The 18,803-nt window shown below is 38.8% G+C and carries 13 protein-coding genes; 6 read left to right on the top strand and 7 right to left on the bottom strand.

Annotated elements, in window-relative coordinates; genetic code table 11:
* Positions 1-107 precede the first annotated feature (107 nt).
* Entirely contained in the window at positions 108-755 is a 648-nt protein-coding gene (locus RIB54_RS11675; protein ID WP_350101070.1) for a hypothetical protein, read from the top strand.
* Positions 756-803: 48 nt separating this feature from the next.
* On the top strand, positions 804-938 hold the full coding sequence (locus RIB54_RS11670; protein ID WP_350101069.1) for a hypothetical protein: 135 nt from the start codon (positions 804-806) through the stop codon (positions 936-938).
* Positions 939-965: 27 nt separating this feature from the next.
* Here RIB54_RS11670 and RIB54_RS11665 read toward each other — a convergent pair whose 3' ends face one another.
* Positions 966-3,596: a vWA domain-containing protein gene (locus RIB54_RS11665; protein ID WP_350101068.1), complete on the bottom strand. Its 2,631-nt coding sequence runs from the start codon at positions 3,594-3,596 to the stop codon at positions 966-968.
* Positions 3,597-3,670: 74 nt separating this feature from the next.
* On the opposite strand from RIB54_RS11665, the gene RIB54_RS11660 reads away from it, so the two are divergent.
* The 3 genes from RIB54_RS11660 (at position 3,671) to RIB54_RS11650 (ending at position 5,853) form a co-directional block, all read left to right on the top strand.
* Positions 3,671-4,255 (top strand): DUF1287 domain-containing protein, encoded by a 585-nt coding sequence (locus RIB54_RS11660; RefSeq protein WP_350101067.1) that lies wholly within the window; start codon positions 3,671-3,673, stop codon positions 4,253-4,255.
* A 140-nt stretch (positions 4,256-4,395) separates the two neighbouring features.
* Positions 4,396-5,226: an alpha/beta hydrolase gene (locus tag RIB54_RS11655; protein WP_350101066.1), complete on the top strand. Its 831-nt coding sequence runs from the start codon at positions 4,396-4,398 to the stop codon at positions 5,224-5,226.
* 117 nt (positions 5,227-5,343) lie between these two features.
* A complete protein-coding gene (locus RIB54_RS11650) occupies positions 5,344-5,853 on the top strand; it encodes a YybH family protein (RefSeq protein ID WP_350066536.1) in 510 nt (169 codons plus the stop codon).
* Between the two features lie 147 nt (positions 5,854-6,000).
* Here RIB54_RS11650 and RIB54_RS11645 read toward each other — a convergent pair whose 3' ends face one another.
* The 6 genes from RIB54_RS11645 to RIB54_RS11620 form a co-directional block, all read right to left on the bottom strand.
* Positions 6,001-6,684 carry a phosphatase PAP2 family protein gene (locus RIB54_RS11645; protein ID WP_350101065.1) on the bottom strand — a complete coding sequence of 228 codons (684 nt, stop codon included), beginning with the start codon at positions 6,682-6,684 and terminating at the stop codon, positions 6,001-6,003.
* Between the two features lie 3 nt (positions 6,685-6,687).
* Positions 6,688-7,902, bottom strand: coding sequence for a 4-hydroxy-3-methylbut-2-enyl diphosphate reductase (locus RIB54_RS11640; RefSeq protein WP_350101263.1), 1,215 nt, complete (start codon positions 7,900-7,902; stop codon positions 6,688-6,690).
* An 892-nt stretch (positions 7,903-8,794) separates the two neighbouring features.
* Positions 8,795-10,132: a sensor histidine kinase gene (locus tag RIB54_RS11635; protein ID WP_350101064.1), complete on the bottom strand. Its 1,338-nt coding sequence runs from the start codon at positions 10,130-10,132 to the stop codon at positions 8,795-8,797.
* Between the two features lie 3 nt (positions 10,133-10,135).
* A complete protein-coding gene (locus tag RIB54_RS11630) occupies positions 10,136-11,506 on the bottom strand; it encodes a sigma-54-dependent transcriptional regulator (RefSeq protein ID WP_350101063.1) in 1,371 nt (456 codons plus the stop codon).
* Between the two features lie 136 nt (positions 11,507-11,642).
* Positions 11,643-15,722 (bottom strand): T9SS type A sorting domain-containing protein, encoded by a 4,080-nt coding sequence (locus tag RIB54_RS11625; protein WP_350101062.1) that lies wholly within the window; start codon positions 15,720-15,722, stop codon positions 11,643-11,645.
* 5 nt (positions 15,723-15,727) lie between these two features.
* Positions 15,728-16,135, bottom strand: a complete 408-nt coding sequence (locus RIB54_RS11620) for a hypothetical protein (RefSeq protein WP_350101061.1) — start codon at positions 16,133-16,135, stop codon at positions 15,728-15,730.
* Between the two features lie 281 nt (positions 16,136-16,416).
* Between RIB54_RS11620 and RIB54_RS11615 the strand changes: the two genes are divergently transcribed.
* Positions 16,417-18,792 carry an ABC transporter permease gene (locus RIB54_RS11615; RefSeq protein WP_350101060.1) on the top strand — a complete coding sequence of 792 codons (2,376 nt, stop codon included), beginning with the start codon at positions 16,417-16,419 and terminating at the stop codon, positions 18,790-18,792.
* Positions 18,793-18,803 lie beyond the last annotated feature (11 nt).

Here is an 18,803-nt window from a genome sequence, read left to right as displayed (position 1 = left end):
AAATTATTTGTAAAAGAATGGCAATGGCATATCTTGCTAATAATATATATACGCAATTGCGTACAGCGAATTGTTACAAACCATAATGACTTTCATAACACAATAAAATGACAAGAATAAAATTATCTCTTCTGATAATAATTGCACCCTTGATTGCATTCAGTCAAACTGATAACAATAATCCAAGTGACACAAAGTCACTGATGGTAGGGTTAAAGGTGGGCTTAATTGTGTCCAATATTTATGGTTCTGAAGCCGAACAATTCAAAAGTATTGGAATTAACTACACAGCAAGAAAATCATGGACATTAGGAATAGATTTAAAGAAACCAATTTCGAAAAATGTATATTTTAAAAGTGGTGTTAACTATGCCAATGTAGGTACTGATTTTGGTAATGAGAATGATGAGTTCAAAGTATCACTCTTTAGGCTGCCACTGTTGTTGGGAATTTCACCAGGTAAGGAAAACTCAAATTTTTCCTTAGAATTTGGTTTATCATTCAATAAAATGAGTTCTTCTTCGATAAGTGGTCCTGTTGGTGATAGAGCAAGTTGGACGAAATCTTTACTAACAGGTTTCGTGATTAGACAAGAACTTGAAGATGGAAATTGGGTTTATTTCAACTTTAGGTATTTTCATGATATTAGCCCTTATTTCACACCGCACAGTTTTGTTAGTGGTGTCAACATCGACAGAGAGTTAAATTTCAGAGGTCTTAGTCTAACTATCGGTTTAATGCTCAATCCTCAATAAACCAAGAAATGAAACAAACTGTAATACATACGGCTTGTAACAGTCGCTATGAATGAATGGGATTTTGTCGGTCAGGAAAGTTTGGTGGCACTTGGAAAGTTCGCCACAATTAATAAATTTAAATCAAAGCGTGGCTATGAGAAGCTGGAAAGGTTAGTACTTTCTAATCCCCACTCATCATAGCTATGCGTTAAATCTATTTCAAAAACCTCACTTCTTCACCCTAGCCTTAGCCTCTTTCACCAAAATTAAATCTGCATTTTCGGGGGTTATGTGGGAGTATTTTCCATTGCCAGATTCTGCCATTTTCATCATGTTTTCGGAGGGCTCGCTACCAAAATAAAATACAGACATGGCAATATCTTTAGCGGCCTGTTCTTCTATGAATTTGTACTGCGCACTACCCATATTAAACTGTCCGTCAGTAGCCAATATTATTCTGTTATTGCCATTTTGTATAAAGTATTTATCAGCCACTTCATAGGCCAGCTCCATCCCCTGATTAAAATGTGTTGTGCCTTCAGAGTTCAGCTTATCAAGCTCCTTTACCACTTTGCTGCTTTTGCAAGACTCGCCCTTCAAAATGGACTTGGCCTTTTCAGAATAGATAACAATAGAAATTTTATCCTCCTCACGCATTATGCCCAGCAGTCGCTTTAATGACTCCTTTAATAGTGGAAGTCTGTCGGCACTGTTCATAGACGATGAAACGTCCAAGAGCAAAACCAGGTGGTTTATAGCATAGCCATCCATTGAGGTGTACAAGTCATCCACATTTTGAGCATCTGCTTCAGGTTCAGGTTGCTCAGCTTCTGGCGCCTTATCAGAGGGCGCAGCAAAATCATAGAAAATCATTTTCTTCTGATGTTTCAGCAGAGAAGTAGGTTTAAAGCTGATATAAGGGTTAAAATACTCGAATTCTGAAATTTGTTCATCAGGCACTTCTACCAGGTTAGTAAAATAGAATTCGATCAAATGATTGTACTGATACACAAACTTCTCGTACACCTGGGCTGCAGTGGCTGTTTTGCTGGGGTTAGCGTCAAAGCCCAATTGCGACAGCTCACCTATTTTCTTTGACCCATCAATAATCTCATTATAGTACCTTTCGATAGTGCTGGCAGAGGTTCCATATCTACTTGTGTTAATAGGATCAAGGTTATCATGCTTATTTAAATAAGCCGTTCTGGCTTTGGCATTGAGATCATCAATTGAAGGTAAAACACCTGAACTATCTCTAATATAGCTGTACATCTTTTCTACAATTTCACGGCTTTCATCCATCAAGGCAGTCATGTCCAAGCCAGTTTTTACCCAGGTATCATTCTTATCTTTTGCATAGCTTTCATAAACCAGCCTTAGGTTGTTGTAGAGTGCATCTGTTTGATAGTTAAACTGATCTATCAGATGAGCAATTCTTTTTAACCTCCCAAATATAAATTCATACGTAGGCTCAATATGACTTTTCCCATAGGTGGATAACTCCAGTTGCTTTGTTGATTGCTGAAGCTCATCAAATACCTGCCAGATCTGTTTAGCCTGCTTATTTAATACACTGCGGTATTGCTCAGGCACATATTTGCTATTAAACAAAACGGTTTGATAATACGACAAAGGAATGTCGGGGTAGTCATAATGAAAGCGTGAGGGTTTCCGTCCATTTTCCTGAGCACTAATTACAGACCTGTTGTAACTTTCACACATCCGTGGAATGCTCTTGCTCACCCGAACGGCATTATTCAAAAACTCAATATAGCTGTTTAGTGCAAAAGCCGCTTCTACAGGAATGGTCTTGCTTACAGGCTGTGGGCTGATCGGAGTAATGTCAATTTCTTCATATTCAACAGGTTCGGGTTTTGGAGTTATTGCCTCTTCAGGAAGGATAAATACAGGGCTATATTCAGTTATGGTTACACCTCTAAAATCATCATTGCTACTACAAAACTTATTGAAGAATGATATGGCCGCATTGTTCAGCTCATTAACAAAGGCTTTGTAACCTGAGTTGGCATGCCCATCATTAAGTTGATTCTCATAAATGTTTCTATCCAGCCAGTAGCGCTTACTTTTCTGTGAGCCATGGTACAGCTGAAAGACAAATTGCTTATAAAACAGACTAACCTTTGGTATCTCTGTCCTCTGAAACATAGAATCCATTTGATTGATATTTTGAATCAATTCGGTATTGGGAATTCCTGCAACAGGAATTTTGGGATTCAAATTATACGCCCATTTGTCCATCATTTCGGCCTCCAGCTTGATGGCTTCCCGCATCTTCTGCTCCGCCACATGATCGACATTATTTGGGTTATATTTCTGGTACTTTCTGTAAACAGAATAAATGATTTTATCCATTTCACGTTTAGCAGCTCTAAACTGTATGTATTCTTTTTGAATTTCTGAAAGCTTACTTTTCGCCCACTCCTGCTCAGTATCTTGTTTGTAATCCTGAAGGTTTACATAGGCCTCCATCTCACGGCACTTATCCACAATATTTTTATAGACACTAAGCATAGCGTCATAGGCTTGATCAACTTGCTGGCGTTCACCACTGGCCAGCGCCACAGACCTTTCTTTGGCTGTTTTTAGGTAATAGTCATCTACAAAATCAATGCAGGCCGTTTTATAACTTCTAAAGCCATCTTGTTGATTTTCCTTATAATTTGACGAAGCGGCATTAAACCCTTCAAGACAGCCCATGGCTGTAGTAAGGTTGGCTATGCATTTGTTAGTTACTTCAACATAAGCATCTAAAGCTTTAGCTGTTTTAACTGGGATGGACTGTGCCTGAGTAGTATGAGCACAATATAAAGCAATGAGCAGAAACGCTAAGTTCTTCATAATGGAAAGTTACAAATGATTATTTTAACCCACCATATTGATACTTCATCGAACAGTTAACGTTTATAAATACTATGAGAAAATTTTTTTCGAGTCTATCGCTGATTGTCTTGGTCTATGGGCCAGTACTTGCACAATCAGATTTTTATATTCAACTGGCTGATTCTGCAATGACATTAACCAAGCAAAATGTAAGGTATGACCCTGCATACTTTAGCATTGACTATCCAAATGGCGATGTTCCTGCTGATAAAGGCGTTTGTACTGATGTGGTGATACGAGCATACAGAAAGCTTGGTATTGACTTGCAAAAAGAAGTGCATGAAGACATGTTAGCACATTTCAATGTATACCCTAAAATTTGGGGCCTTTCCAGACCAGATAAAAATATTGATCATAGAAGGGTGCCTAACCTTATGGTCTTTTTTAAAAGACACGGAACAGAAAAAGAGATAACTCATAATGCCGCTGACTATCAACCTGGAGATATTGTTTGCTGGAACCTTGGAGGAGCCATAACCCATATCGGAATTGTGTCGAGGAAAAAATCAAGAGATGGGCAACGATTACAAATTATTCATAACATCGGCTCAGGACAAGTAGTAGAAGATATGCTATTTGATTATAAAATAATTGGGCACTACAGCTACAAAAATTAGAATTTACTGTGCCTAAAACCATTTACATTTTCAGGTTCACCTAAAAGGGATTAGGATTTAATGACCAATACTTTTAAGAATATAGCAGGTAGCAAAAAATCCTGTTATCTTAATATTATAAGTCATTAAGAAAAATTTAGATGAATCTAACAACGCGCCTATTAGCATTTCTATTCCTTGCTTCATTTAGCCAGGTTATGGCTCAAAATAAAGCATCTGAAAACAAAACCAGCCCACTCGCCATTGGAGAAAAAGTTGAACTTCAATCAACGTTACTCAACGAAACCAGAATCCTTAATATTTATTTACCGCAAGGCTACTCAAGTGACTCTTCAAAGACATATCCTGTCATTTACTTATTAGATGGATCCATAGATGAGGATTTTATTCATATATCAGGACTTGTTCAATTTGGTTCATTTTCGTGGATCAATATGATACCAGAATCCATTGTAGTAGGCATATCTAACATTGACCGAAGAAGGGATTTTACCTTTCCCACCAATAACATCCAGGACAAGGAGGACTTTCCAACAACAGGAAAATCTGAGGCATTTATAAACTTCCTTGAAAAGGAGTTGCAGCCCTTTATTGAAAAGAAATACAAAGTAAGCTCAACAAAGACGATAATTGGTCAATCTCTTGGCGGGCTTTTAGCGACAGAAATTTTATTTAAAAGGCCCGCTGTGTTTGACAACTATATTATTGTAAGTCCCAGCTTATGGTGGGATGATGAGTCATTATTAAAATACACACCTAAAGCCTACTCCTCAAAGAAGTCTATTTACATAGCCGTAGGCAAGGAGGGTGATACAATGGAAAGGACTGCCAAAGAATTACACATCAAACTGCAACTACAGGAAAATAAAAATACCCGTCTTTATTTTCAATTCTTCGAAAAACAAGATCATGGCGATGCACTGCATTTAGCTGTCTACGATGCTTTTGAAAAAATATTTAGGGAGGAATGAAAACTCACCTTCAATTAGGCAACCTAGAAAACTATTTGCAAACCAATAGCAATGACATATATTGCTAACAATTCGCTATTGCTCAAAGATTATTAGCTCCAATTTTAAAACCCAATCATGAACAAACCAATATTCAAAATTATTGCATCCACACTCCTGCTTATCATAGGCTTTGTAGCCGGCACTTTCCATAACCCATCTATCGATGAAACAAAAAATGAAATAGTCACTAGTGGTCCTGATTTTGAAATGATTGAAGAAGTAACGAACGAATTTGTAACCGCCTGGATAAAAGGAGACGCTGAAGGTTGTGCTAACACTTACTCAGAAAATGCTGTATTTATGGTGCCAAATCAACCATCATATCACGGAAGAGCAGCCATTAAAGAGCGTTATGAAAAAATGTTTAATCAGAGAAATGATTCCACTCGGATAGAAATGACCGAAACGGTAAAGGAAGTAATTTTTCTTGACGATTGGGCTGTAATTAGAGGTTCTGGCTATGAAACAAGGGATTCAGAAGGAGCCAACGGGACATATAAATGGATAATATTGAGTAAAAAACAACCAAATGGTAAATGGGAATCTGTATGGGATATATTTAATGATGTGGAAGACGTAAAATAACAGTTGCTAAATAACTACTCATAGCCGAGATCGTTCTCAACTTACTCATCATTATAGTCACCTGAAAGGGACTCAGAAAATTAAGTTTCAGTCCTCAGAGTCCTCTCTGATTGACTCTGAGTAAGGTGTAACTACCCAACATTCAGGTTAACTACTTTTAAACCTCCTATACCTCAACCAGCCAATGACAAAAAGCAGCCAGAAGAGTCCTGCAGCAAATCCTGCCAGCACATCGCTGGGATAGTGAGCACCAAGATAAATTCTGCTGATGCCTACAAGCAATACTATCATTGACAATACTACGGCAACGGCATATTTCACCCATTTGGTTTGGCCAAAGTGCATCACCAAATAGATGATGAACCCATAAAATACAATCGCTGTCATACTATGTCCGCTAGGGTAGCTGTATGATTCCATTGACAAGTTTATCAGCCGTAACTCTATATCAGGGCGGGGCCTTACGAAGTATAACTTCAAAAATGTATTGAGCAGAAAAGATGAAAGTACAATAACCACAGCCTCAATGGACCTGTGCCAATGTTTGTTGGTGCCATAAAGTGAAAAGAAGATAATAGGCACACCTGCCAGATAAACGTAGAGATTGCCAAGCTCCGTGATACCCTTCATAATGGAATTCATCAGAGGATCACGGTTACCAATTATGAAGGCCGATATATCGTCATCAAAATCTGCTAAAGCCCCTCGGTGCAGACTCCCTGTTACTTTGAAGAACACAAAAAGAGCAAAGCCACAAAAAATAGTGAGCACCACCATGGAAGCCACAAATCTCCACTCGGAACGGATCGTTTGTGAGAAATTATCTTTCAAATGCTATTCTGATATTTCAAATTCAGCCATCAAAGCTTCCAATGGCTTCACTTCCTTAAAGTAAGACAGTACTTTCAACATCACATCGTCCACTAGAGTGTCCGGGCAGCTCGCTCCACTGGTCAGCACTATTTTGGTTGGTGTGTTTTTTGGCAACCATTGTTTGGTTGTCAAATTCGCCTTATTATGATAATCGAAGTGGTAAATTTCACCTTCAGATTTTATTTCATTAGGAGAGTTGATGAAGTAAGTGGGGAATTTTCTTTCGCACAGTTCAACAATATGCGAGGTATTAGAGCTATTATAACCACCAACCACTATTGCTAAATCAGCCTCTTCTTCCAGCAGTCCATATGTGGCATCCTGATTATCATTAGTAGCATAGCACAATGTATCACGTGTATCCGCGAAATGTTCTTTCAGTGAGGCTTCGCCATAAACTTCAAGCATGGTTTGCTTTATATAATCTGCTATTTCCTGCGTTTCTGTTGCCAGCATGGTTGTCTGATTTACCACACCAACTCTGGAGAGGTGCTGCTTTGGATCAAAACCTTCAGAATAACGGCCATCAAAAAGCTTATAAAAATCGTCAGAGCTCAATTCTCCAGATATAACCTTTGCTAGCTTTCGAGTCTCTTCAATATTTTTAACTATGACCGAAGGTGCCGTTTTAGAGCTATGTGAAAATGTAGCTCTTGTTTCTTCATGATTATGCTTGCCATGAATAATAATCGTATGCTGATCATCACCCAGCTTCTCAGATCGCTTCCAAACCTTTTCCACAAAAGGACAGGTAGTATTATACTTCTGCACCTCAATACCAATGCTTTCGAGCTTTTTCTCAATTTCTATGGTGGTTCCAAAAGCCGGAATAATTACAATATCATCAGGATTGAGCGCATCCCACTCGATAAACTGGGTACCATCGGTATCCATGATAAACTGAATGCCCTTGCTTACCAGGTCATTATTCACCTCCTGATTGTGGATCATTTGGCTCAGAAGAAACACCCTTTTGTCAGGATTTTCTTCAAGTGCTCTGTAGCTTATTTCAATAGCATTTTCTACACCGTAGCAAAAGCCAAAATGCCGGGCAATAAAAAACTGTACCGAGCCAAAGTCGAGCTTTGTGGGGGTAAAGTCCTTTTTGCGAGGATCTGTTATTCTTCGTGATTCTTTAATACGGCCTGTGATTGATGACCGGTAATAAACAGGGATTTCGAATTTTTTGATAGCGCGATACTTTTGTTCTCAACAAATTTAAATAATTGTAATTCAAACACAGAGAGAATGGAATTAGTTTGATGGATTGGTAAACTAATTAGTATGTCTTTCCGGAAAATAAAGCCCTAAATTCTAAAAGGGGTTTATTTATCCGGAAACTATAATTACTATAATGAAGATTGCGGATAATTTTCTTTTTGTAAAATGTAAAAAGAAAATTTCCACAATGACAGTTCTTTTAAGACCTCCTCTCCTTATTATTAAGGGTTTAGAGGATGAGTCGTAAATGCCAGAAAACAAAAATGGAGATTTCTCTTAACGAAAAATCTCCATTTCACTTTTAGCAACCGTAGCTGCTAAGGTGACCAAGCTACAGTTATCTGGCTTTGGTAGCGATATTGCACCGAAATGCTCATTCTACTTCTGGCTTTCGTGCTACTCTCTCAAATAATACCGCTCCCTTAGGTGGTACTTAATGTCAAAGCTTTTTGCAACTATTAGTCATTTCAGACAGTCTACCTGGGCAGCTGACCTTTCACCTTTAACATCAAATTCTTTTAAATCTTATTAATCCAGCAAGCTGTATTAACAGTCATTTACAAGAACTATTCTATAATGAATTGACCCTGTGACTTTAGTCATCTCAAGTTCTGAACCGAAGTCCGAAATCCTTGTACAATTACATCACGAAACTAACTTTACTGACCTAACACTCTTTTGTGTTTGCCGAGAGTATCTCTCACTTGGTGAATCTAAGGTCATCATTATTTTTGCAATCGCAAATTTTTTAAGGCTCTTGTTTCCCACAAGTTTTGAACAAAAAAATTGGCTTAAAAGCAGGTATTTATCAACCGAATTTTGCTGATAATCACGGGTTTATCCACAATTATTTCAATGCTTCGAGTTCAATGGTAAAACAGGTGTATTGATTGGGAATAGATTTAACCAAAAGGTTGCCATCATGTAGTTTAATAATCTTTCTGGCAAGGCTAAGGCCAACCCCAGAACCGGCCTTTTTGGTAGTGTAGAAGGGAATAAAGACCTTATCCATATCGTCAGAAGCTATACCTGGACCATTGTCAATTATTTTTAATGTGATCTGACGATTGGTTTTCACAAGCTGAATACTTAGCACAGCATTCTCTTTTTCTCGTAAAGCCTCAATGGCATTTTTTATCAAATTGATAATTACATGTTCCATCAAATCATAATCAGCGGCTATGGTTGAGCTTTCTTCAGCCTTTTGATACTTTATTTCAATATGGGCGCTTTCAAGATCAGGCTGAAAAAGTTTGATGATGCGCTGCAAGAGTTCATCCAATTCGAACTGAGTAATATTCAGATCAGGATTCTTCGCAAAATCTTTATAGGCGTTTACAAACTTCATTAAGCCTTTACTCCTTCTTTCTATGGTTTTTAAGCTATCTGATAAGTCCTGAGTCTCCTCCTCGCTGAAGTTGTTGAATGATTTCTTTTTTTCAAGCAGTTTATTAAAGGCATCACTTAAAGAGGCAATGGGCGTTACTGAGTTCATAATCTCATGCGTCAGTACACTAACCAGCCTTTGCCAGGCCTCCACTTCCTTCTGTTCAAGCTCCTCGTTAATATTTTGGATCAATAAAAGCGTAAAGGTTTTATCCTGCACCTTAAAAAGTTTGCACTGAATAGATAGCTGAATCAGCTGATTATCAATAATGGCTTTTAACACCTTACGATCACCGGATTGCAATGATTTTACCAATTGCAAAAGGCCATGATCAATTTCCTTTAGTTCATCAATATGCCTGAGTATGGGACGTTTTAATAAATTCTTAGCCGCTGGGTTTAGTAGGTCAATTTTTCCATCCTGATCATAACTTAACAGAGCCACTCCAAGATTTTCATTTAAGGTCTGCAAATACAGATAATGAGACTCCCGCTCCATAGAGACTCTGTGAAACTCCTCGATGACATCATTAAAAACCTTGTTCAGTTTATTTTGACCTTCCTGGCCACTTTTAAAAGAATGGGTAAATCCACCTTGCTTAACATTCAACAGAAACTGAGCAAGGTTACGACTGGTCTTTTCTACATAATAAATGAGGTTAGCCACCAGTCCTGAAATGATTATGATCAATACCAGAGGTGTGAAAAACCAATCGCGATTAATCAACACCCAGGAAAGCACCAGAGATACTAAAAGGATAAGTAAGCAGCGGAATATGACATGAAACTTAAAGCTCATTTTTTAATATTTGATGCCATATTTATCCATCTTCCGATAAATGGTGGTGCGGCCCAAACCCAGCTCTTTAGCGGCCTTGCTAATATTGCCTTCATATTTTTTTATAGCTCTTTCTATCGTGTTCTTTTCAATATCGTCAAGATTTACCGTGTCTACCAATGGGTTGCTCGTCAAGTTATTTTGGTTGATAAGGAAATCGTGCATGGTAAGGGAATCTGCATCTGACATAATAACTGCCCGTTCTATTGCATGCATCAATTCACGGATATTACCAGGCCAGCTATAGCCCTTGAGCTCATCAATGACTCCTGCCTCAAAAGATGCATATTTACCATACTTTGTATTAAATGACTTTAAGAAATGGTTGGCAAGGGCGGGTAGATCCTCCACTCTTTCACGCAAAGGAGGCAGCAAAATGGTTACTGTATTTAATCTATAGAGCAAGTCCTCCCTGAACGTCTTATCAACAATCCCCTTCTGTATGTCGCTGTTGGTTGCAGCTATTACCCTGTTGTTTACTTTAGCTGGTTTAGATCCACCCACCGGTGTCACTTCCTTGTTTTGTAAAATAGAAAGAAGCTTTGCTTGCATAGTCAGGGACAAGTTGCCTATTTCATCTAAAAACAATGTTCCCCCATCTGACAAAATAAATCTACCATGCCTGTCTTCTTTAGCATCAGTAAATGCTCCTTTTACATGACCAAATAGTTCCGATTCGAAAAGAGTTTCCGTTATGGCTCCAAGATCTACTTTAATGAAGGGCCCTTTATTGCGGAGGGAATTTTTGTGTAAGAGTTTAGCAATCTCTTCTTTTCCTGTTCCATTTTCACCCAGTATTAAAACATTCGCATCAGTACCGGCAACCTTTTGCACCTGCTTAAGCACTTGCTTCATTGCCTCTGACTCACCTTCCACAATATCATCACTGGCTATTAGCATTTGGTGAATAGAGCTTTGCTGCGCCTTCAAAGTTTTAATTTCCTCTTTGGATTTTCCGTGCTCATAGGCCAGCTGAATAGTTGCCAAAAACTTCTCATTCTCCCAGGGCTTAACTATAAAATCTGCCGCCCCACGCTTCATTGCCTCTACAGCCAGCTTTATATCTCCATAGGCGGTCATCATTACCACCTGCTGGTCGGGTTTAATCTCACGGATTTTTTGAAGCCATGTTAGGCCATCTTGTCCGCTGGTAGCGCCAGTAGTGAAGTTCATGTCCAGCAGTACCACATCAAATTGCTGATTGCTCAGTAGAAAATTAATTTGTTGCGGATTACTCTCCACTACCACCTTTGCAAAATGAGGCTTTAAGACAATGCGTGCGGTGTGCAGCACATCTACATCATCATCAATTACCAATATATATGCATCATTCATATTAATGGCAATTTATTAAAATGTTTCAATACGGAACGTTTCTGTGTTTCATAATGAAACATAGAACTTGAAATTAATTAAAAACAAAAAGACCTCAAGATAGAGGTCTTTTTACATCATATTGATAAAACGATAATTATTGAATTGATATTCTTCTGACTAAAGATGACGAGCTGTCTTTGATCTTCACCAAATAAATACCCTTAGCAAAGGCACTTACATCAATACTGAATTCAGCAGTTTGGTTATTCATTTCTACAGACTTTGCCCATTTAACTTTTCCATTTAGATCTATAATCTGAATTGTAGTTGCTCCTTTGAATGTATTATTAACACCAACTGTCAGCTGCTCATTAGCCGGTACAGGATAAATTATAACATCGCTGCCAGCTTCTTCTGCTATTCCTGTAGGTATGTTATCATCATCAAATTGGATCCTTAGGTTGTCAATTCCCCAACCCCAGGCATTAGCCCCAAAATCTGAGAACAATCTAAACCTGAGCTGAATGATGTCTCCTGCATCAAAGGTACTCTTGATATCTATTTCGCGTGGTCTGTAAAGGCTTACAGTAGCAGACGTTGAGGTACCATCCCAAGCCTCATTTGCATCTGAATCGTAGCCATCTAGCAATGGAATCCAATTATTACCATCTAATGAACCTTCTACAATAACATAATCCCAAAACTGCTGATCACCAAACACAGTTCCTGCTTCACCTTCTTCTACAAGAACTATTTCATCAAAACGAATGAAGGCGTCCCCTTCTGCCACAATAATTGGTTTAGCCAATTGTGCAGTAAGATTTACCTCATTTACTCCTAGGCTTTCAGCTGTAGGATATGGATGATCGGTATTTAACGCCCTGGTAGCGCCTGAGCCAGGTGCTACACTTATGGTGAAACGGTCTCTAATAAAGTCCGCATCATTATTTGGATCTTCGAAGTCTGAATAATAAGAAGTAATAGGCTCTAGATTTTCAGAAACATCAATGGCAGAAGTACTTGAGTAATATGGAACACCATTTACATAGCTTATTGCCTGAATTTCATAATTACCTGCAGCACTTACTGACAATGAAACTTCTATAGACTCAGGCAAATTATTTTCTGGAAGACTGCCTGCATAAAAATCGTTAGCAAAAACCTGGGTGCTATCATAAGCTGATCTCAAGTCAATCGTAAGTTCAATGGCTAGTTCTGTCAGTGATTTTCCTATTGAAGCAATAACAGGTGCCAGTGGTACTTCAGGAGCTTTAAAGTCCGCTAACTCTGGGATATCTGCTGTCCAGATACCACGTCCGTGAGTTGCAATCACAACTTGACCATCTTTAATTTTAAAATCCCAAATGGTTACTGATGGAAACTCATCTACAATATTCCATGTCTGACCAGCATCTGTACTTTCAAAAAGGCCTATTTCCGTACCTGCCCACAGCACATCTTCATCATAAGGCATCGCTTGCAGCGCGAAGACAGCCACATCAGGAAAACCTGTACTTGAACTTCCAAAGCTATAACCAGATATATCGGTCCAGGTCTCACCCAGATCATCCGTTCTTATTACCTTTGGAGAATTTGCTACTGAGAAAACTGCAAAGGCAGTGCTGTCCTTTGTTGGGTGAGAGTAAATACCCGTGCATAATCCTAAATTCATAAAATTTGGTACTGGTTCAAAAGACTCTCCGCCATCAGTGGAAACATGTAGAGAGCCATTCTCAGTCATCCTGCCACCTGCCCAAACAATTCTTGGGTCAGCTTTTGATACTTCGACATCTGACCCACTCCAGAAACCCCACTTTTCTGAAATTGGGATTTCTTTCCAGTTTCTTCCAAAATCGGTGCTCTTAAAAACCCCTGTATTCTCAACGGCAAAAAGCACATCCGGGTCTTGATAAGCCGTAGATAATCTGGAAACAAATGGCCCGCCATCTTCACTTAGTCCATTAGTTGCATTATAAAAACTCTCCCCTCCATCATCAGTACCTACAAAGCCATTGAACTGAGAACCTCCAATGAATTTTAAAGGGTCCGTGTAGTGTGCTACTACTTCAAAACCATCGCCACCAATAAGGAATTGAAAATTAGAGGTTTTTGAAGCGTTTTCACCTGCAATAGACCACCAGGTTCCATTGTCTTGTGCCCCTCCGGCATATCGCTCAACCCCTGCAATTTTGTCTGCCCCATAAAATTGAGTGGTATTGTAAGTGTTACCAACAGCCGTCCAGTTGTTGCTTTCTGTTCCTGGATCTGTTCCATCATTGGAAATATATACCCCTCCATCATTACCTAATAAAATTTTGAATGTCTCGGCTCCTTCGTCAGTGATTATTGGAGTAAGCCAATGCTGATCAGGATGCACATTGGTATTTTTCCCACCAAACTCGTTGTAGGAGTCAGCAACCACAGTTAAATCTCCTCCAAAGACATTCACTTCTTCAAAAGATATTACCAATTTAGAATCCTCGAATGAACCAGGAGTCCAGGAACCGCCATCTGTTAATACCGGCCAAATAAAGTACATGCTGTTATGAACATGACCTCCGGTCTGAGCAATATTATCATCAGGAGTTATAGCATTATAATCAACATCACTGATGTATAAATACTCTCTACTATGAGTGCTTGCATCTCCTTCGGTATTGGATGCATTTAATTCAAAAGTTCCATTGCGCTGCTGATCTCTAAAAGACACCATCAGTTGCCTGTCATTAGCAACATCCCATACTTCAAATGGCACATTCACATAATCAGCATAACTATAATTGGCATCCGGAACACCGGATCCCTGACCTTGAGGTACTAAAAACCGATGGGCTTTCTGACTCTTTCCTGCTCCAAACCTGATTTCAACGGTAATTTCATTTGCCGAAGAACCAACTTCTAATACGCCTCCAGCATTTTCTGCTGAAAAATTAATTAAGTTTAGAAAGGATCCCACCTCATCAATATTAATTGCATAAGCAGAAGAAGTGACATCATTTGTTGGATTTAGCTGCGCTTGAAAAGCACTTATCCCACCAAAATAAACTTTTGTATCATCAAAAGGATGAACCATAATAGTATTATCATACCAGCCTTGGGTACCCAAAAACTCAGGGGCCTCACCATCAAATTTAATATCTACAAGTCCCCAACTATCTCCGCCATTATTGGTAGTGTATAGATCTGATCCTGACCCAGACACAGACCCCTCTGCAGATGCATAAACTCTGTCAGGATTTGAATAAGACACTCCTAGTTCAATTCTACCTCCTGGCAATAACCCGTTGCTCTTCTTTGCCCAGGTTATTCCTCCATCAAGGGTTTTGTAAACACCTGCTGCTTGAGCAACTGCCAAATATTGAATATCAAAATTAGATGGGGCAGCAATAATTTGCTGAACAGGGGCACCGATCTCAAATACTTTAGTCCAGCTTGTTCCTCCATCAATAGACCTCATAACAGCACCAAACTCTTCGGTGCCACCACCCAAAACTTTATGACCAGAAGTACTAGCCAACAGGATGTTCTCATCTGCGGGGTCAACAATGATCCTGCTCACATTGGTGAACTCTGCTGTTGTTGTACTTGGTAATAACGACCAGGTTACTCCTTTATCTGATGATTTATAAATTCCTTCTCCATTAAGTATAAAAGTTCCATTATAAACAAAACCTTCACCCGTACCGGCATAAATCACTGAAGTATTAGCTTCTGACATAGCCAATGTAACTACAGCCATATTCTCAAGATCAGGGGCAATTTCTGTCCAACTAGTTCCACCATTCGTTGTCTTCCAAATCCCCCCGCTTACATTGGCAGCAAACCAGGTTTGTTGAGTAGCATCATCGGGATCAACAATGATTGACCTGGTCCTTCCTGGCACGTTAGCCGGACCACGCTCAATAAAAGTTGCTGTTGATTCTGTACGTGCTTTGAACCGTGATTTTCGGGCACTTTCCAAAGCCTCAAGTTTGTGAAATGGTTTGTATTGAGGATATCTTCTTGGGGCATCCAAATCCTCCTGACCTGCCCGTATGGCTGATTGATAATAGGCAAATTTCTCTGGCCCATCATATCTTAGGCCATTTACTACTATGGATTTTTTAGGTTTAGAGCTTTTTGCCTTTGCAATTAACCTTTCAGAGTCCGTTTTATCAAAATTGAATAATACTGTTGTTATAAGTGCCGCTGATAGCATTGCACCTATTACTAATTTAAAGGTGAACTTTTTCATTTTGGTTATTCCCGGTTTAGATTAGGAGAAGTCTCCTTTTTTTTGGTTTCAACATTGTACACATAAAAATTGTTGGTGCCTTCACCAACTGGCATTCCTATCATCAGATCAGCTCGCACTTCCGTTTCTGATTGCCAAGACACCTTTCTTATTCGTTCTGTTGATTCGTAGACAACCTCGTTCTTATTAAGGTCATAAATTATGAAGACCACACGACTTACATTGTCTTCTACCTTACTTGTTGAACATAACATGTAAGACTTGGTTGCATTTGGTTGATAAAGGACATCATCGCCTAATGCTTTTTGAGCTGCTTCCTCCAATTTTCCTTCACTACTACCATCTGGTGCTGTTTTAGATGCACCACAGGAAGCAGCAAGGAATAGAGTCAGCAAAGCAAATAACTTTGCCATTTTGATTAATAATTTGGTTTACAGTAATAAAATAGCCTGAAATTTACATCTATTTTATAATAGCCAAAATAAAATTGGTCACTAATTAGATTAATACAGCATATTAATTGGAAAATATTGCTGCCTGATGATCAGTACATTAGTTGTAAACTGTTCCGAACTGAAACACCTTATTGTTTCAGTTCGGAACAGTTCTGTATTTGGAATAGCATCAAATCTTACTTTAAGTTGATTAAACCTTATTTTTATGATGTGGCATTGTTTACGCTTATCATTAAATCATGATCAGAAACTATCTAAAAATAGCGTTTAGAAACCTTATCAAAAACAAGGTGTTCACTACTGTGAATATTTTGGGACTTGCTTTTGGAATAGCCTGCTTTGCTTTTATATCATTGTGGGTATGGGATGAACTAAGACAAGACCAATTCCATGACAATGGCGACAACATCTTTCAACTTTTTGGTGAAGTGGGACCCGATGGTGAAAGGCTGATCAGGCCTTACTTTCCTTCCGCTATGGTTGAGCCTATTATTGATCAACTGCCTGAAGTTGAAAATATAACCCGGGTCTTCCCATCAAAAGTGGTCTTTTCAAAAGATGCTTTTAAGTTCTCTGAATCCGGCCTTTATGTAGATTCATCATTTCTAAAGATTTTTAATTTCCCTTTAAAGGAAGGTGTGGTTGAAAATATATTTCGTGAAACTCACTCAGTTGTTATATCAGCCCAATTAGCAGAAAAATACTTTCCTGGAGAATCTGCTTTAGGCAAGTATATTGAGGTTGTGCAGAAGGAAAAGCAACAGTATATAATTACTGGTGTTTTGAAGTCCCTGCCAGGCTATTCTTCCCTTTCATTCGACTACCTTTTACCCTATGACAAATTTGAAGCCGAGACGCACCCTTGGTGGGGGAAAAGCAACAGATGGGCCTTTACAAATTATAATATTACAGCCTATGCCCAACTACAGGACAATATAAATACCGAAGACTTTGAAGCAAAATTAAACTCGCTTTTTCAAAAATATGTTCCGGAAGAAACGGCTGATGAAATCTTTATTTATCCATTTGAAGAAGTGTATTTACATTCAGATTTCTCCAATGGAAGAGTGCCTACAGGAAGAATTGAATATGTGAAACTGCTATTCTTTATTGCACTGATAGTGCTCTTAATTGCCTGCATCAATTTCATTAATCTATCAACGGCCATTGCCCATAAAAGGGCCAAAGAAGTGAGCCTTAGGAAGACAGCGGGGGCGAAAAAGGGACAGATCGTATTTCAGTTTCTGACTGAATCAATTATCATTTCAGCCTTCGCTTTTATTATAGCCATTGCCTTTGTGGAAGTGCTGATGCCCTCATTCAACCTGCTTACCCAAAAAGCCATAGTGGTACCTTTTAGCTCCGTTGGTTTTATCTTGCTGCTCGTTGGTTCAGCTTTGGTTATTGGTCTATTAGCAGGAATTTATCCCGCCTTTTTTCTTTCTTCTTTCGATGTTGCCAAAACATTAAAAAGCAACGGTTCTATCTCTGACGGATTGAAGGGTCTCCGTAAAGGTCTGGTAATTTTTCAGTTTACTTTATCTATCGTATTCATAGTTTTTACACTTCTTGTTTTTGACCAAATTGATTTCATACAAAACAAAGAACTTGGGATAAGGAAAAACAATATAGTAAGACATGCCCTTAACGGCATAAGGGGAAAACAGGACACTTATAAAAGCGAGCTGTTACAAATACCAGGAGTAGAGTCTGTAACTTTTACTGAGCAGGATCCATTCGGCACAGACAATGCTAATGCTGGCGTTTTTTGGCAGGGAAAACCAGAAGATACAGACATCTTTTTTAATGTAATTCAGGTGGATCAGGACTTTACAGAAACCTTTGAAATTGAAATACTGGAAGGCAAAGCCTTTGAAAAAAATAATGCCAGCGATCAAAAAACTTTCCTTATCAATGAGTCAGCGGCCAGAGCTATAATGACAGAAAATCCAATTGGAATGGATTTAACGGTCTGGGGCCATGAAGGCAAAGTAGTTGGGTTAATCAAAGATTACCATCATCAATCATTGGCTCAGGCCATAGAGCCCGTAGTGATCATTTGCAACCCTCCGGAAACGTGGAATGCCTTCATCAGTATTGCAGCTAATCAATCTAAAAAGGATGTTCTTAAGGCCATTCAATCAGTATACTCAAAGTATGAAGATGAGTATGTATTTGAGTACAATTTTGTTGATGACTTGTACCAACAGAAGTACAGTGACATTGATACTGCAGGCAAGCTAAGCAGTGTGTTTGCCGTAGCGGCAATAATCATTTCATGTCTTGGCCTATTTGGACTTTCAGCATTTGTAGCTGAACAAAAATCAAAAGAAACCAGTATTAGAAAAGTGCTTGGCGCCTCAGAGGTGAGCCTACTTATTCTTTTTTCAAAAGGCTTTACTACATTAGTCATAGTCTCCTTTATTATAGCTGCGCCTATTGCCTTCTTTTATGGAAAGTACTGGCTCTCTAATTATGCCTATCATATAGAGGTGGGTGTTATGCCATTTATTATCGCTGGCAGCTCAGCCATTTCCATAGCCCTTCTCACAGTTGGTTACAGCACATTAAAAGCAGCATTGACAAAGCCTGTTGATGTTTTAAAAGAATCTTAGACTCAAAATAA

Origin of the sequence: Fulvivirga sp., from assembly GCF_040218215.1 — a bacterium.
GTDB lineage: Bacteria > Bacteroidota > Bacteroidia > Cytophagales > Cyclobacteriaceae > Fulvivirga.
Note: the sequence above shows the minus strand (reverse complement) of the source record. Positions and strands in the feature narration are given on the sequence as shown.

What these genes read in the sequence shown, in the direction of transcription:
- RIB54_RS11675 (WP_350101070.1), top strand. Translation starts at nt 108, where the DNA reads ATGACAAGAATAAAATTATCTCTTCTGATAATAATTGCACCCTTGATT.
- RIB54_RS11670 (WP_350101069.1), top strand. Translation starts at nt 804, where the DNA reads ATGAATGAATGGGATTTTGTCGGTCAGGAAAGTTTGGTGGCACTTGGA.
- RIB54_RS11665 (WP_350101068.1), bottom strand. Translation starts at nt 3,596, where the DNA reads ATGAAGAACTTAGCGTTTCTGCTCATTGCTTTATATTGTGCTCATACT.
- RIB54_RS11660 (WP_350101067.1), top strand. Translation starts at nt 3,671, where the DNA reads ATGAGAAAATTTTTTTCGAGTCTATCGCTGATTGTCTTGGTCTATGGG.
- RIB54_RS11655 (WP_350101066.1), top strand. Translation starts at nt 4,396, where the DNA reads ATGAATCTAACAACGCGCCTATTAGCATTTCTATTCCTTGCTTCATTT.
- RIB54_RS11650 (WP_350066536.1), top strand. Translation starts at nt 5,344, where the DNA reads ATGAACAAACCAATATTCAAAATTATTGCATCCACACTCCTGCTTATC.
- RIB54_RS11635 (WP_350101064.1), bottom strand. Translation starts at nt 10,132, where the DNA reads ATGAGCTTTAAGTTTCATGTCATATTCCGCTGCTTACTTATCCTTTTA.
- RIB54_RS11630 (WP_350101063.1), bottom strand. Translation starts at nt 11,506, where the DNA reads ATGAATGATGCATATATATTGGTAATTGATGATGATGTAGATGTGCTG.
- RIB54_RS11625 (WP_350101062.1), bottom strand. Translation starts at nt 15,722, where the DNA reads ATGAAAAAGTTCACCTTTAAATTAGTAATAGGTGCAATGCTATCAGCG.
- RIB54_RS11620 (WP_350101061.1), bottom strand. Translation starts at nt 16,135, where the DNA reads ATGGCAAAGTTATTTGCTTTGCTGACTCTATTCCTTGCTGCTTCCTGT.
- RIB54_RS11615 (WP_350101060.1), top strand. Translation starts at nt 16,417, where the DNA reads ATGATCAGAAACTATCTAAAAATAGCGTTTAGAAACCTTATCAAAAAC.